The sequence below is a fragment of the Nocardioides sp. genome (assembly GCF_035547795.1).
Taxonomy (GTDB): domain Bacteria; phylum Actinomycetota; class Actinomycetes; order Propionibacteriales; family Nocardioidaceae; genus Nocardioides.
In genome coordinates, this window is record NZ_DASZUF010000133.1 from 1 (window position 1) to 14,407 (window position 14,407).

A 14,407-nucleotide genomic window follows, 5' to 3' on the forward strand; every position below is an offset into this window, starting at 1 on the left:
CGTCGATCCGGTCGCCCGCCGGGTCACACGCGGCGGTGAGGAGATCACGCTCTCGGCCCGCGAGTTCGACATCCTCTACCTGCTCGCCTCCAGCGCGGGCCAGGTCGTCACTCGTCTCACCATCCTCGACGAGGTGTGGGACGGGGAGACCGACCTGCGCAGCAACGTCATCGACGTGCACCTGGCCGCGATCCGCGCCAAGATCGACAAGCCGTTCGGCACCGACACGATCACCACCCTGCGTGGCGTCGGCTACCGGCTCGACCCGCCGGCCACGACCCGATGACCCGGCTGCGGGCGCGGCTCTCCCGTCTGCCCCTGCGGGTCCGGCTGGTCGCCGGGTTCTCCGCGGCCATGCTCGTCGTCCTGCTCGGCGCGGGCGTCTTCGTCTACTGGCGCGTCGAGTACGCCCTCGACCGCGGACTCGACACCGAGCTGACCCAGGCCACCCAGACCCTCGACCCGCTCATCTCCGCGCAGGGCACCGTCAGCCACCGCTCCGCGGCAGAGGCGACCGGCGTGGCCTGGCAGGTCCTCGATGCCAGCGGCGCGGCGCTCGACCACGGCGGCCCGGCCACCACCACGGGGATGGTGAGCACGCGGCAGCTGAGCGCGGTCGGATCGACGGCACGGACCGTCGACGTGGGCGACTTCCTGCCTGCCTCGCCGGAGCCCTACCGGCTGCGGGTGACGCGGACGTCGACGTCGCCGCGGCACTATCTCCTCGTCGGCGTACGGCGCGACCATCGCGACGAGGCCCTGCGCGAGCTGCTGGCCCAGCTCGGCCTCGCCGGGCTCGGGGCGCTGGTCATCACGGCCTTCGTGGGCGAGCGGCTGGCCCGTGCCGCGCTGCGGCCCGTCGAGCGCTACCGCCGCCGCGCCACCGAGATCGCCGCGGGCGCCATCGAGCTCCGCCTCGACGTACCTGCGCAGCGCGACGACGAGGTGACCAGGCTCGGCCACACGTTCAACGACATGCTTGCGACCCTGGAGCGAGCGCTGGATCGGGAGCGGCAGTTCGTCAACGAGGCCAGCCACGAGCTGCGGACCCCGATCACGCTGCTCACCAGCCGCATCCAGCTCGCCCGGCGCCGCGCCCGCACGGTCACCGAGCACGAACGGATCCTGGCCGAACTGCAGATCGACCTCGACCGCCTGGCCAGGCTGGCCGAGCAGCTGCTCCAGCTCGGCGCCGCCAGCACCGAGGCGGTACGCGGGCACAGCGACCTGGCGGCGGTCGCGACCCGGGTGGTGCGCCAGCGCAACCTCGCCACCCCGGACGCGGCCATCGAGCTGTTCGCCGGTACGGCGCCGGCCGCGATTCCCGATGTCGAGGCCGAGCGGATCCTCACCAACCTGCTCGAGAACGCCAGCACGCACGGCTCCCCGCCGTACCACGTGCTCGTCGACCGGCCCGTCCGCACCTGGTCGCGGCTGTGTGTCGCCGACGCCGGCCCCGGCATGCCACCCGAGCTCCTCGTCGGCGCGACCCAGCGCTTCGCGCGTGCCGACGACGCCCGCGCCCGACCCGGCGCCGGTCTCGGCCTCGCCCTGGTCGACACCCTCGTCGAGCAGGCCCACGGTGAGCTGCGGCTGTGCTTCGGCGGCCAGCACGCCTCCCACGGCCGGCCCGCACCGGTGCCGTGCGCACACGGGCCGGAGATGACCGTGACGGTGCTTCTCCCGGCCGGCGCCGACACCTAGACCCGCTCGGCGGACCGCCACACGCTCCGACGGAGGAGCCGCAGGCCGTTCAGGCCCACGACCACGGTCGACCCCTCGTGGCCGGCGACACCGAGAGGCAGCGGCAGGTGCCCGACGAAGTCCCAGGCGACCAGGCCCACGATGACGCACGCCGCGAAGGCGATGTTCGCCTTGACCACCCGGTGGGCGCGGCAGGCGAGGTTGATCATGGTGGGAACGGCGGTGATGTCGTCGCGGACGAGGATCACGTCGGCCGTCTCGACCGCCAGGTCGGAGCCACCCCGACCCATGGCGACCGCCACGTCCGCGGTGGCCATCGCGGGAGCGTCGTTGATCCCGTCACCGACGAGCATCACCCGTCGGCCGGCGTTCTGCTGCGCCGCGATGGCCTCCGCCTTGTCCTCGGGCAGCAGACCACCCAGGGCCTGGTCGATGCCGACCCGGTGGCCGATCTGGCGCGCCGCGGTCGGGTGGTCACCGGTGAGCAGCACCGTCGTGGCTGCGACGCCGCGCAGTCGGGCAACGGTCGGCTGCGCGGCGTCACGGAGCCGGTCAGTCACCACGATGACGCCGACGGGACAGCGATCGATGACGACGACGACCGCGGTGTCGCCGGACTCCTCGACCGCAGCGACCTGGGCCGTGACCGCCGCGGTCTCGACGATCGCGGCATCGTCGAGCAGCGCGGGCGAACCGACCCAGACGGCGCGCCCGGCCATCATCGCGGTGACGCCGCGGCCCGGCGTGGCCCGGAATGCGCTGACAGCCGTCACGGTCAGTTCGCGGGCGCGAGCCGCGGCGACGACAGCCCGGGCAACGGGATGCTCGCTGTGCTGCTCGGCCGCTGCCGCAGCGGCCAGCACCTCCTCCGTGGACAGGTCGGCGACGGCGACCACGTCGAGCACCACCGGCGCACCGTGGGTAAGGGTGCCGGTCTTGTCGAACGCCACCACGTCGAGCACGCGGAGGTTCTCCAGGGCGACCGCGGACTTGATCAGGACACCGTGGCGGCCGGCATTGGCGATCGCCGCCAGCAGCGGCGGCATGGTCGCGAGTACGACGGCGCACGGGGAGGCGACGATCATGAACGTCATCGCCCGCAGCAACGAGGGCTGGAACGCCGCTCCCGCCAGCAGCGGGATCGCCACGATCAGCAGCGTGACGGCCACGACCACCAGCGAGTAGCGCTGCTCGACCTGCTCGATGAACAGCTGGGTCCTCGCCTTGGTCTCGGACGCCTTCTCGACCAGCGCCACGATGCGCGCCACCACCGACTCCTCGGCGGCCGCTCCGACGCGCACGGTCAGCGATCCGGTGCCGTTGACGGTGCCGGCGTACACCTCGGCACCCGCCTGCTTGGTCACGGGCAGCGGCTCCCCGGTGATGGTGGCCTGGTCCACCTCGCTGACCCCGTCGACCACGACCCCGTCCGCGCCGATGCGCTCCCCCGGGCGCACCAGGACCAGATCACCCACCACCAAGTCGGCGACATCGATCACCGTCTCGGCCCACCCGCCGTGGTCGTCGGCGCCGACCCGCGTCGCCCGGTCGGGTGTCAGCTCCAGCAACGCTCCGACGGAGTCCGCCGTACGGCGGGTCACGAACGCCTCGAGCGCGCCGGAGGAGGCGAAGATGACGATCAGCAGCGCCCCGTCGAGCACCTGCCCGATCGCCGCGGCCGCGACGGCCGCCACGATCATGAGCACATCGACGTCCAGCGTCCTCTCCCGCAGGGCCCGCACCCCCGCCAGCGCCGGCTCCCAACCACCGGTCGCGTAGCAGACCAGGTAGAGCACCCACCACACCATCGCTGGCGCACCGACGAGCTCGGTGAGCCCACCCAGCGCGAAGAGCACCAGCGCCACCGCCGCCCAGCGGACCTCCGGCAGGTCGAGCGCCGTGGCCAGCAACGAGCGGCGGAGCCCGCCGCCGACGGCCGGTCGCGGCCGGACCTGAAGGGTGGTCACAGGCTCAGCGTAATCACATGCATATATGTGCATGCAAATGCGGATAGCATGAGCCCTATGGGACACATCGGCGAGGGGTACGCCGAGGAGCGCGACGAACTCGATCCGGCCTCGGCCAAGTCACTAGCCGCCACCCTGCAGGCGCTCGCCTCCCCCAGCCGGCTGCTCATCCTCGACCGCCTGCGCCGGTCGCCGTCGACCGTCGGCGACCTCGCCGGGTCGATCGGGATGGAGCAGCCCGCCGTCTCTCAACAGCTGCGCATCCTGCGCAACCTCGGCCTGGTCACCGGCGAGCGCGACGGCCGCTCCATCGTCTACGAGCTCTACGACGACCACGTCGCCGAGCTCCTCGATCAGGCGATCTACCACGCCGAGCATCTCAGGACCGGTGACACCGGCCTCCGTGGCCGTAGCGCCAGCATCACCCACCGTCACTGAGAACCTTCCAGGCACGTCAGCTGACCAGCGCCGCGAGGCCAGGTCCAGCACCCGACCCCGCGCGGCAGACCGGAGCCCCGGCGATCCGCCCGAGCACCCGGAGCAGGGCCGCCGGGCGACGCAGCGCCTCCGGTCGACCAATCCGCCGACCGACTCACAGCGCCAGGAGCACCCCGGCGGTGAGCGCCAGCAGCCCGACCGCGAGCGCGAGGATCAGCGTGCCCAGGCCGGTGCGGAGCCGCGGCCCCGCGCTCACCGCGGCGTACAGGAGAGGCAGCGCGACGAGACCGGCGCCGACGGCCGGCCAGTTGCCTGCCCTGCCGAGCAACACACGGAGCAGCGCGACGTACACCAATCCGACGGACAGGGCGGTACGACGGCGGGCCAGCAGGGTCCGCTCCCGCGCCAGGCCGGTGTCGGGGGACGCCGTCACAGGGCGCCCAGGACCGTCACAGCGCAGATCGCGATGGCGACGGCCAGGACCGCACCGAAGGGGAACGACGGCAGCGGGAGGCCCCGCCTCATCGCTCGCTCCGCCCGTGCCCACCGCACCCAGGACCCGAGCGAGAAGACGCCGCCCAGCGCCAGCAGCTCGACGGTGAGGACGTGCTGGCCCCAGGACGCGATCGGGACGCTGACCACGTTGATGGCGACCCCGCCCGAGATCAGCGCGAGCGAGGTGCGCAGGCCCGCCAGCAGCGTCCGCTCGTTCGCGAAGCTGAATCGTGGATCCGGCTCGGCGCCCTCGCCGAAGACCCATCCGGGCCAGCGGTTGTCCCGGCGCGGGCCGACGGTGGTCGGCCCGGTCTCCTCCACGTCCTCGATCACGTCGCGCGGCCGCCGATCGGAGCGCTCGCGGCGCACCGGAACCCGACATGGCCGGTCGAGCTGTCCGGCGTCGACTGCGTCCGGGCCGCCACTCGGTAGCGATTGCAGTAGGAGTCGTGGCAGAGGTAGGAGCCGCCGCGCATCACCCGGGTGACACCGGTCGCAGGCCCCCGCGGGTCGACGCGTGTCGCCGGACTCTCCTGGACGTGCCACTCGGCGCTGAACCAGTCGGCACACCACTCCCACACGTTGCCCGAGGTGTTGTAGAGCCCGAACCCGTTGGGGGCGTAGGCGTCGACCGGGGCCGTGGCCAGGTAGCCGTCCTCCCGGGTGTTGTGCTGTGGAAACCGGCCCTGCCAGGTGTTGCACCGGTGCCGGCCGCCCGGCGCGAGCTCGTCGCCCCACGGGAACCGAGCCCCGACCAGGCCGCCGCGCGCCGCCTTCTCCCACTCCGCCTCGGTGGGCAGCCGCTTGCCCGCCCAGGCGGCGTACGCCGTCGCGTCGTTCCAGCTCACGTGGACCACCGGATGGTTGGCCAGCCGCCCGGCGTCCGACCCCGGGCCGCCGGGACGACGCCAGTCGGCGCCCTCCACGGCCCGCCACCACGGCGCGCCCGGCACGTGTCCGTCGAGCACCCGCGCGGTCGGCTCGACGAGCTGGTGGAAGACGTAGGACCAGCCGAACCGCTCGGCGTCGGTGACGTAGCCGGTGCGCTTCACGAACGTCGCGAACTGCGCGTTCGTGACCGCCTTGGCATCGATGTAGAACTCGCCGACCTGCACCTCGCGCACGGGCCCCTCGCCATCCGCGGGGAAAGCGTCCGGGTCGTTCCCGCCCATCCGGAACCGCCCGCCCGGGATGTGCACCATCCCCTTCAGATCCGGACCGGAGGCCGGGTCGGCGAGGATCCGCGGTCGGGCAGCGGAGGGTGGCCCGTCGTCGCTGGGGCGGCTCGGCCCGCAGCAGGCGCCGTTCACCGGCCGGCCGCCGCTTCCAGGTCGACGTCGAACGGCAGGCCGCTGGTCGGGTCGACGCAGATACCCCGGAGAACGTCGTAGAGACGGGCGACGACGTCTGGATGCTCGGCCCACAGGTTGCGCGTCTCCTGCGGGTCGCTCTCCATGTCGTACAGCTGTCCCTCGGGATGAGCGGAGTCCCATGGCGGCGTCTGCAGCGGCTCCCCCGAGCCGTCGAAGAGGTGGCTGATGGAGCGGTCGGAGAAGCCGCCGCCGGAGTCCAGCGAGAAGATCGCCTTCCACCGCCCGGCACGGAGCGCGAACCGCCCGCTCAGGCTGTGGTGCACCAGCGGCCGCTCCGGATCGAGCACCGCGTCGCCGGCCAGGACCGCGAGCACGTCCCGTCCATCCTCCACGCCGGCCTCGGTCCCCGCCGCCGCGGCAGCGGTGGGCAGGATGTCGGTGAGGCACAGCGGTGAGTCGATGACCGAGCCGGCCGGGACCCGCGCCGGCCAGCGGGCGATGAACGGCTCGCGGTGGCCGCCGTCCCACAGGTCGCCCTTCTGCCCGCGCCAGTCGCCATTGGGTCGGTGCAGCCGCAGGTCGCCGTCGTCGGTGAAGTAGACCACCGCGCCGTTGTCGCTGGTGACGATCACCAGGGTGTCGTCGAGGATGCCCCGGCGCTCGAGCGCCCCGACGACCTCCCCGACCATCCAGTCGACGAGGCAGACGCCGTCGGCGCGGTCGCCCAGTCCCGACCGTCCGCGGATGAACGGCGGCGGCACGTTGGGCCGGTGCGGAGCCGACGTCGCCAGGTAGCACAGGAACGGGCCATCCTGGCGCTCGATGAAGGCGACCGCCTCCCGCGCGAACGCGACGTCGACCTCCTCCTCGTCGAAGCCCTCGACCTGGAGACCGGGCCGCTGCTCGGTGAGATAGCGCTCCTTCTCCCGGTCGGGGATGCCGACGGTGCGGTCCTGGTCGAGGAAGACGTACGGCGGCATGTCCAGCGAGCCGGCGATCCCGAAGAACCGGTCGAAGCCGAGCTCGGTCGGACCGCCGGTGAACGGGGCGGCGTAGTCGATGTCGCGGCCGAAGTCGGTCTCGACGTCGTCGTGCAGCTGCGCTCCCGGCTCGAACGCCGAGCGCACGCTGCCGTCGGTGTGGCGCCAGCCGAGGCCCAGGTGCCACTTCCCGAAGGCCCCGGTGGCATAGCCCTGCCCCTTGAGGACCGAGGCCAGGGTGGGCCGCTCGGGCTCGATCAGGGCCGGACCGTGACCCATCAGCACGAAGCTCTTCAGCGGTCCGCGCCAGGCGTACCTCCCGGTCATCAGGGCGTAGCGGCTGGGTGTGCACACCGCCGAGGCGGAGTGCGCGTTCGTGGCGCGAACCCCCTCCGCGGCGAGCCGGTCGATGTTCGGCGTCGGGATCGAGGACCCGTAGCAGCCCAGGTCGCCCCAGCCCATGTCGTCGGCGAGGACGACCACGATGTTGGGCCTCATCAGGCGCAGCTCCCGTCGGCGTTCTTGGCGATCCTGATCGCGTTCGTGGTCGCGGGATCGATGTCCCAGTCGGCGTCGTTGGACTGGCAGGTGTTGTCCATGAAGACGTCGAGGAAGTTCGCGTCGGTCACCTTGTGGGTCCCGTCGATGCCCTTGACCACGCTCGGATAGGTGTAGTTCGTGTAGGCGTGGATGTCGCGGAAGATGAGCTGGTCGAGGTGCCCGTAGCCGAGCGTCGGGTCGTACCACTTGTTGTTGTCGATGGTGATGTAGAACAGCCGCCAGTTGGCGTTCTCCACCCGGATGTTCTCGAACAGATAGCGGTACGGCGTGCCCGGGCCGGCATGCAGCGCCCGGAAGATCGCCGACTTCTGGATCTGGTAGTGCTCGGCATGGATGACGTCGTCGTCGTAGACGTGGAAGTTCTCCGGGCTGTTGGCCAGGTTCCAGCTGATCATGAACGGCGCGCCGTTCTCCAGCTGCCAGATGGTGTTGCCGCGGACGACCTCGTCGCCCCAGAACAGCTTGATCGAGTCGTCGTTGGACTTGACGAAGTTGTTCTCGACCAGCGAGCTGTTGCCGGCGACGAGCCCGTCGGTGCTGTACCACCACGACATCGTCTTGACGTTCTCGATGGTGGTGTACTTCGCCAGCGCCCGGACGTTGAACCGCGGCGCGTTCACCACGGTGATGCCCTCGACCACGACGTTCTGCGAGCTCTGGTCGGCGATGTCGATCATGCCGGGCTGGGACTTGTTGTCGGCCTGGTTCCCGGTGTCCATGAACGAGCCGTCCAGCACCCCGCGGCCGCGGATGACGACGTTGTCGACCGGGCCGTTCGCGATGAACGCGCCCTCGACCCAGGCGCCGCCGGCGAGGTAGATCGTCTCGTTGGAGTGGATCACGTTGCCCGAGCCGATCTGGTGCACGCCGGGGCCGAAGTAGAGCACGTTCGGATCGCCGGTCGCGGGCGGCACGTCGTTCTCCGGCGGGTCGAAGAAGACCAGCATCGGATGCAGGATCGGGTTGTGGATGTTGGGGTCGAACTCCACCGACACGTTCTTCGGCGTCGCCATCGTGAAGGTGCAGGTGGTGCCGTCGAACGACGTGGCGATGTTCGCCGAGTAGGGCCGCACCATGCATCCGGTCAGGCCGGTCGTCACCGTCGGCGTGACGCGCACCGTGACCGGGCCGCCCGCGGAGAAGCTGGTCCACGAGGTGTCCAGCTCGCGGTTGGTGTCGGTCTTCGCGGCGCTCGACTTGTAGACGAAGGACGACTGCCCGTTCACGGTGACGCGGTACTGGTCCGAGGCCGGGATCCCGGCCGGCGCCGGGTACACGTGCAGCGACGTGTCGGAGCCGGGTGAGATGTCGCCGTACGGAAGCGTCGCGCGGTGTGCCGCGACGTCGGCCTCCGTGGCCTGCGTCGAGGTCGTGATGCTGTCCGCGATGGAGTCGACCGTGTCCAGGGTGCCGTTGATCGGCGTGTCGGTCCCGCCGTAGTCGTACTGGTGGCCGACGTAGGACGTGCCGTCGGCATGCGCCGGGCTGACCAGCGCCAGCCCGAGCAGGGTCGCGGAGATGAGGATCCCGAGTCGTCGCATCATCCCTCCTCAGCCGAACCGCTTCTGGAACGTCGCCTCCGGGTCCCAGGTGTTCACGCCGGGCTGCCCGAAGGCCGGGGCGAGCACGTAGTGGTCGTACGTCTCCTCCAGCCGGGTGCGCAGCAGCTCGTGGTGGTGAGCGACCTGGTCGGCGTACGCCGGGTCGTCGACCAGGTTCTCCAGCTCGTAGGGATCCTTCTCGAGGTCGAAGAACTGCCACGGCTTGCCGCCGTGGGCGTCGCCGAGCACGGTGTACTTGGCCGTGCGGGTCCGGATGCCGCGCCAGGTCTCGTCGTGGAACGGCAGGCCCGGGCGCATCTCGGCGACGAACTCCAGCAGGACACCCTCCCGGTCCAGCGCGTCGACCTCGCCGCGCGCCAGCGGGGTCAGGTCGACGCCCGGCTTCGGGTCGCGCGGAGTGAGGCCGGCCAGGCCGAGCAGCGTCGGGAAGAGGTCCTCGGTGCAGGTGGGCTCGGTGACCACCCGGCCGCCACCGACGTTCGACACAATCAGCGGTACGCCGAGGGACTCCTCCCAGGGCCGTTGCTTCGCCAGCAACCCGTGCGAGCCGAGCAGCTCGCCGTGGTCGGCGGTCAGCGCGATGACGGTGTTGTCCAGCGTGCCGGCCTCGCGCAGTGCGGCGACCAGACGCCCGATGTTGTCGTCGAGGTTCTCGATCATGGCGTAGTAGGTCCGCAGGTCGTCGAGAAGCCCCTGGCCCTCGCCGGTCCCGCGATGGTTGTAGGTCTTGTCCAGGTCGACGTTCTCGCGGACGACCACGTCGCGGTCCTTCCAGCGCTCGACGTACTCCGGGGGCGCGGTGAAGATCGGGTGCGGCGGCTCGACCGAGACCACTGCGGCGAACGGCTTCTCTCGCGCCGACGTGGCGTAGTCGATCGCCAGGTCGAAGAGCCCGTCGGTCTGGTAGCCCTCGATCTTGCGCATCTTGGGGTCGTCGTTGACCGAGTACCACGTGTCCCACGGGTCGTTGCAGATGTCGAAGCCGGCGAAGGTCTGGAACCGGCCCTGGAAGGGCCGCGGCACCGGGGTGCGCGAGGCCTTGACCACGTTGTGGCCCGGGTAGTGGCCGAAGTTGCCGTACAGGTGCCACTTGCCGAACAGGGCGGTGTCGTAGCCGGCGTCGTTGAACTCGTCGGCCAGGGTGCGCTCGGCCGGCGACATCCGCCACTCGATCGACGGGATGAAGCGGGTGTGCGCGTACTCGCCGGTCATCAGCGAGAAGCGGTAGGGCACGCACACCGGGTAGGTCGAGGACGCGGCGTCGAAGCGGGTGCCCGAGGCGGCGAGCGCGTCGATGTGGGGCGTGCTGACGTTCGGGTCGCCGTAGCAGCCCAGCGCCTGTCGGCGGAGCTGGTCGGAGATGACGAGGATGACGTTGGGTCGGGTCACTTGAGTCCACCTGAGGTGAGTCCGGCGACGAAGTGTCGCTGCATGATCGTGAACAGGAGAAGGATCGGGACCATCACGAAGAGAGCGGCTGCGCTGGTCAGCCCCCAGTTCGTGGAGTACTGGTCCTGGAAGGACAGGAAGCTGATCGAGATCGGCCGCTTCCCGGGATCGTGGATGAAGGTCATCGCCCAGAAGAACTCGTTCCAGGTCGTCAGGGCGACGATCAGGCCGACGGTCATGACGCCCGGCCAGGCGAGCGGGACGATCACCCGTCGCACGATCGTCAGCTCGGAGGCACCGTCGATCCGGGCGGCCTCGACGAAGTCACGCGGCACCTTGATCAGGAAGGATCTCAGCAGCAGCGTGGCGAACGGCGCTTCGGTCGCCCAGTAGATGATCAGCAGTCCCAGCCGGCTGTCGACCAGGCCCAGGTGGGTCCACATCGAGAACAGCGGCACCAGGAAGAGCTGCACCGGCATGGTGCTGGCGAGGATGAGGTAGGCGATCACCCCGCCACCGCCGGGCACCTTCAGGTGGCTGAGCGCGTACGCCGCCAGGCTGGCGATCGTGCAGGTGCCGAGGACCGATCCGCCGACGAGCAGGATCGAGTTGCGCATCGTGGTCGCGTAGTTGCCGTCGTGCCACGCCTGGGTGAAGTTGTGCAGGCTGAGCGAGGTCGGCGGCGTCAGCGGGTTGGCGCCGATCTGCGCGTTGCTCTTGAAGGCGTTGAACACCATCACCAGCATCGGGCCGATGGCGACCGCCGCCAGCACGATCAGGATCACGTGCGCCGTGACGTGCCAGTCCTTCGGCCGCCACCGGTCGGGGCGCCTCGGCGCGGGGTCGTCGGCCTGGGCCGGGCCGAGCACGCGGGCATCGGTCGGGAACACGGTGGTCACTCCTCCCACCCCCTCTTCTGGATGAGTCGGTAGGCGACGAGCACGATCGCGACCACGATGGTCATCGACATGCCCAGCGCCGCGGCGTACCCGGCGGAGAACTGGCTGAAGGCCTGGTCGTACATCAGCGTCGAGACCACCTGGGACGAGTCCGCGGGGCCGCCGTGGGTCATGATGAAGATGTAGTCGAACGCCTTGAGGGACCAGATGATCGTCATCAGGACGATGAAGATCATGGTGGGCCGGATGCCGGGCAGGGTGACGTGCCAGAACTGGCGCCAGGTGTTCGCCCCGTCCAGCGTGGCGGCCTCGTAGAGCTGCGGCTCCACCCCCTGCATCGCGGCGAAGAAGATCACCGCGAGGAAGCCCCACCAGTGCCAGTCGACGACGACGTTGACGGCGTACAGCGATGTCCGGGTGTCCCCGAGCCAGGCGAAGTCGGTGCCGAGCAGGTGCCCGATGCCGCTGTCCGGGGAGAGCAGCATCTTCCACACGGCCGCGTTCACGACGCTGGCGGTGATGTAGGGAATGAAGAACAGCGCTCGGTACAGCGTCCGGAACCGGTGCACCCGGTTGATCAGGTGGGCCGCGAGCATCCCGACGATCATCGGCACGCTCAGGAACAGCACGAACCAGATCAGGTTGTGCACCAGGGCCTGGTGGACGGCGGGGTCCTTGAGGGCGCGGGTGTAGTTGGCCAGGCCGACCCAGTGGGCGGGCCCGATGCCGCTCCAGTCGGTCAGGGAGTAGTACGCCGTGGCCACCGACGGACCAAAGACCACCACCAGGTTCAGCCCCAGCAGCGGCGCCAGGAACGCCCAGCCGGTGATCGTGCGCACCGCCTTGGCGGAGCGGAAGCGCCGCGGTGGGGAGATCGGCGCGCCCCGAGTCATGACGGACACGATCAGGCCCGCTTCATCAGCTTCGGCGCGGCGCCGGCCTTGAACTCGGCGGTGAAGCTGTCGGCGATCTGCTGGCAGTACTCCGCCGGGGTGGTCTTGCCGGTCAGGACCTGCTCGAGATTCTGGAAGACCATCGTGTCGGTCTTCGGCGGCCACCAGGTCCAGGTGACGTAGCCGTAGTTGCCGCTGGAGATCGCCTGGTTGACCGAGGTCAGCAGGCGGGTGGTGCGGGGGTCGGCGTTCGACGGGATCTCGCTGGGGGTGAAGTCGATCGCGATGTCGTACGTCGCCGGCACGTCGGCCATCCGCTGCAGCGCGGCGCTCTTGTCGCTGTAGAACCAGTTGAGGAACTGGGCCGCGTCGTCCTGCTGCTTGCTGGCCGAGTTGACGGCGTAGGAGCCGCCGAAGCCCACCGGCATCGACCCGGCCTTCACGTCGCTGGACAGCGGCGGCATCACGAACCAGTCCCAGTCGCTGTCGTTGCCGGCCGCCGATCCGAAGAACTGGCCGATGTTGCTCATGTACCACTCGCCCTGGATGATCGTGGCGGTGGTGCCCTTGCCGAGGCTGGCGCCGATCTCGGCCGAGGGCACGGAGAAGTACTTGCTCGGGCCGCCGGCGATCCAGCCCTTGTCGAAGTACGACTTCAGCAGGGTGACCGCGTCGACGAAGGTCGGGTCGGTGAACTGGATCTGCCCGGTCAGCGCCTGGTAGACCGCGTCCGGACCCGAGAAGTTGTTCCAGAACAGCGTCATCAGCCACTCGCCGGCGGCGGCCCAGTCGACGCTGGAGGAGCCGAACGGGGTGATGCCGTGCCCGGCGGCCTCGGCCGCCCAGGACTCGAGGTCGCTGCGGTTCTGCGGCGTCGTCCAGCCCTTGGAGTCGAAGAGCGTCTTGTTGGTGTAGACCATCATCGTGTCCACCCGCATCGGCAGGGCGTAGAGCTTGCCGTCGATGGTGAACGCCTCGCGGGCCCACTGCGAGACGACCTTGTCCCAGCCCCACTTCTTCGAGTACGGCGTCAGGTCCGCGAGCAGGTGCGCGTTGGCGAACGGGATGGTCTGGCTGACCGAGGGCGCCCGCACGATGTCGGGGCCGGTCCGGGCCTGGAGGGCGGTCCTGATCTGCTGCTGCAGATCCGAGCCCTTGTAGAAGGTCGTCTTCACCGAGATGTCGGGGTGGGCCTTGTGGAAGGCGCCGATGACCTTGTCGGTGAAGTACTGCTGGTTCGGGGTGCCGGTGATGTCGGACCAGAACGTGAGCTTGCCACTGCCGGCGCTGGCGCTGGAGCTGCCGCCGCAGGCGGTGAGCAGGTTGGGCAGGGCGATCGTCGCGCCCAGCGCACCACCCAGACCCAGGAGCCGCCGGCGGCTCAGGTGTGTTCCGTTCATGCTGACTCCTTCGTGATGTGACCGGCCTCGCCGATCGTCGTGGACATCGGGGTGATCTGCACCTGTTGTGTGGCCGCGCTGCCCTCCTCGACAGTCAGGGCCACTCCCCCGCTCGGGTATGTCGCGTCGAACGCCTGCACCATCCGGCGGCCGTCGACGTAGCCGGTGATCTGCTCGCCGAGGAGGTCGAGCCGCAGCTCGTGCGTCTCGCCGTACTCCCAAGCGAAGGGCGCCTCGGCCAGGACGTCGGTGCCGCGCAGCAGCCGCACCGTGTCCCGGCCCCGCAGCTCCAGCCGGTAGGCGCGACGCAGTCCCTGCACCCTGGCCGCCAGGCCGGCGGCCAGGGCCAGATGCGGGGTGACGTCGGCGCGCACGCTGTAGTCGCGCCACTCCAGGGTGCCGGTGACCAGCTGGCCGAGGCCGCGGTTCTGCGTGATCCGGTAGGGCTCGGGCCAGCGGGCGTCGAAGCGGTCCACCGCCGGCACCCAGGCTCGCCGCCACATCGTGCCGCCCTCGGCCGGCCGGGTCAGGACGACGTCGGGCTCCCCGTCCCAGGTCAGCGAGTCGAGCTCGGCATGCCCCGCCACCCGCAGGCCGACCGCCACGATCGGCTGGTCGAGCGCGGGCACCGTCCACGCGGTCCCGTCCGGCTCGAGCGCGGGGCCCTCGACCAGCCGCGGCACGTCGTCGCCGTCGTACACCTGGAGGACCAGCCGGGCCGCCCCGGTGCCGACCGCGCGGATCGTCTGCCCCGGAAAGACGGTCGGGCTGGCCACGAGCCCGTAGATCGGCATCTCGCGCGCCTC

General features: G+C 70.5%; 14 protein-coding genes. 3 read left to right on the plus strand and 11 right to left on the minus strand.

Features of this window, described 5'->3' with window-relative positions; genetic code table 11:
* Together VHA72_RS09050 and VHA72_RS09055 are read left to right on the plus strand one after the other, a co-directional pair.
* Positions 1–286: winged helix-turn-helix domain-containing protein (locus VHA72_RS09050; RefSeq protein WP_325574408.1), on the plus strand; the 286-nt coding region annotated here is incomplete at its 5' end.
* Entirely contained in the window at positions 283–1,704 is a 1,422-nt protein-coding gene (locus VHA72_RS09055; RefSeq protein WP_325574410.1) for an ATP-binding protein, read from the plus strand. The genes VHA72_RS09050 and VHA72_RS09055, both read left to right, overlap by 4 nt.
* Here VHA72_RS09055 and VHA72_RS09060 read toward each other — a convergent pair.
* Entirely contained in the window at positions 1,701–3,671 is a 1,971-nt protein-coding gene (locus VHA72_RS09060) for a heavy metal translocating P-type ATPase (RefSeq protein ID WP_325574412.1), read from the minus strand. The genes VHA72_RS09055 and VHA72_RS09060 overlap by 4 nt on opposite strands.
* 57 nt (positions 3,672–3,728) lie before the next feature.
* Between VHA72_RS09060 and VHA72_RS09065 the strand changes: the two genes are divergently transcribed.
* The gene (locus VHA72_RS09065) at positions 3,729–4,109 is read left to right on the plus strand and encodes an ArsR/SmtB family transcription factor (RefSeq protein WP_325574414.1); all 381 of its coding nucleotides are present in this window, start codon (positions 3,729–3,731) and stop codon (positions 4,107–4,109) included.
* 154 nt (positions 4,110–4,263) lie between these two features.
* Here the strand turns inward: VHA72_RS09065 and VHA72_RS09070 are convergent, their stop codons facing one another.
* The 10 genes from VHA72_RS09070 to VHA72_RS09115 all read right to left on the minus strand — a co-directional run.
* On the minus strand, positions 4,264–4,542 hold the full coding sequence (locus VHA72_RS09070; protein WP_325574416.1) for a hypothetical protein: 279 nt from the start codon (positions 4,540–4,542) through the stop codon (positions 4,264–4,266).
* A complete protein-coding gene (locus tag VHA72_RS09075; RefSeq protein WP_325574434.1) occupies positions 4,539–4,937 on the minus strand; it encodes a YidH family protein in 399 nt (132 codons plus the stop codon). The genes VHA72_RS09070 and VHA72_RS09075 overlap by 4 nt, the downstream gene beginning before the upstream one ends.
* The gene (locus VHA72_RS09080) at positions 4,934–5,806 is read right to left on the minus strand and encodes a formylglycine-generating enzyme family protein (protein ID WP_325574418.1); all 873 of its coding nucleotides are present in this window, start codon (positions 5,804–5,806) and stop codon (positions 4,934–4,936) included. The genes VHA72_RS09075 and VHA72_RS09080 overlap by 4 nt, the downstream gene beginning before the upstream one ends.
* A gap of 104 nt (positions 5,807–5,910) precedes the next feature.
* Positions 5,911–7,395, minus strand: a complete 1,485-nt coding sequence (locus tag VHA72_RS09085; protein WP_325574420.1) for a sulfatase family protein — start codon at positions 7,393–7,395, stop codon at positions 5,911–5,913.
* Positions 7,395–8,999 (minus strand): glycoside hydrolase family protein, encoded by a 1,605-nt coding sequence (locus VHA72_RS09090; protein ID WP_325574422.1) that lies wholly within the window; start codon positions 8,997–8,999, stop codon positions 7,395–7,397. The genes VHA72_RS09085 and VHA72_RS09090 overlap by 1 nt, the downstream gene beginning before the upstream one ends.
* Positions 9,000–9,008: 9 nt before the next feature.
* Positions 9,009–10,409 (minus strand): sulfatase family protein, encoded by a 1,401-nt coding sequence (locus tag VHA72_RS09095; RefSeq protein WP_325574424.1) that lies wholly within the window; start codon positions 10,407–10,409, stop codon positions 9,009–9,011.
* On the minus strand, positions 10,406–11,308 hold the full coding sequence (locus VHA72_RS09100; protein WP_325574426.1) for a carbohydrate ABC transporter permease: 903 nt from the start codon (positions 11,306–11,308) through the stop codon (positions 10,406–10,408). The genes VHA72_RS09095 and VHA72_RS09100 overlap by 4 nt, the downstream gene beginning before the upstream one ends.
* Complete coding sequence (locus VHA72_RS09105; protein ID WP_325574428.1) at positions 11,305–12,201, minus strand: carbohydrate ABC transporter permease; 897 nt, start codon at positions 12,199–12,201, stop codon at positions 11,305–11,307. Before VHA72_RS09105 ends, VHA72_RS09100 begins: the two co-directional genes overlap by 4 nt.
* A gap of 11 nt (positions 12,202–12,212) precedes the next feature.
* On the minus strand, positions 12,213–13,601 hold the full coding sequence (locus tag VHA72_RS09110; protein ID WP_325574430.1) for an ABC transporter substrate-binding protein: 1,389 nt from the start codon (positions 13,599–13,601) through the stop codon (positions 12,213–12,215).
* Positions 13,598–14,407, minus strand: an 810-nt coding sequence (locus tag VHA72_RS09115) for a hypothetical protein (protein ID WP_325574432.1), incomplete at its 5' end; no start/stop codon positions are given. The genes VHA72_RS09110 and VHA72_RS09115, both read right to left, overlap by 4 nt.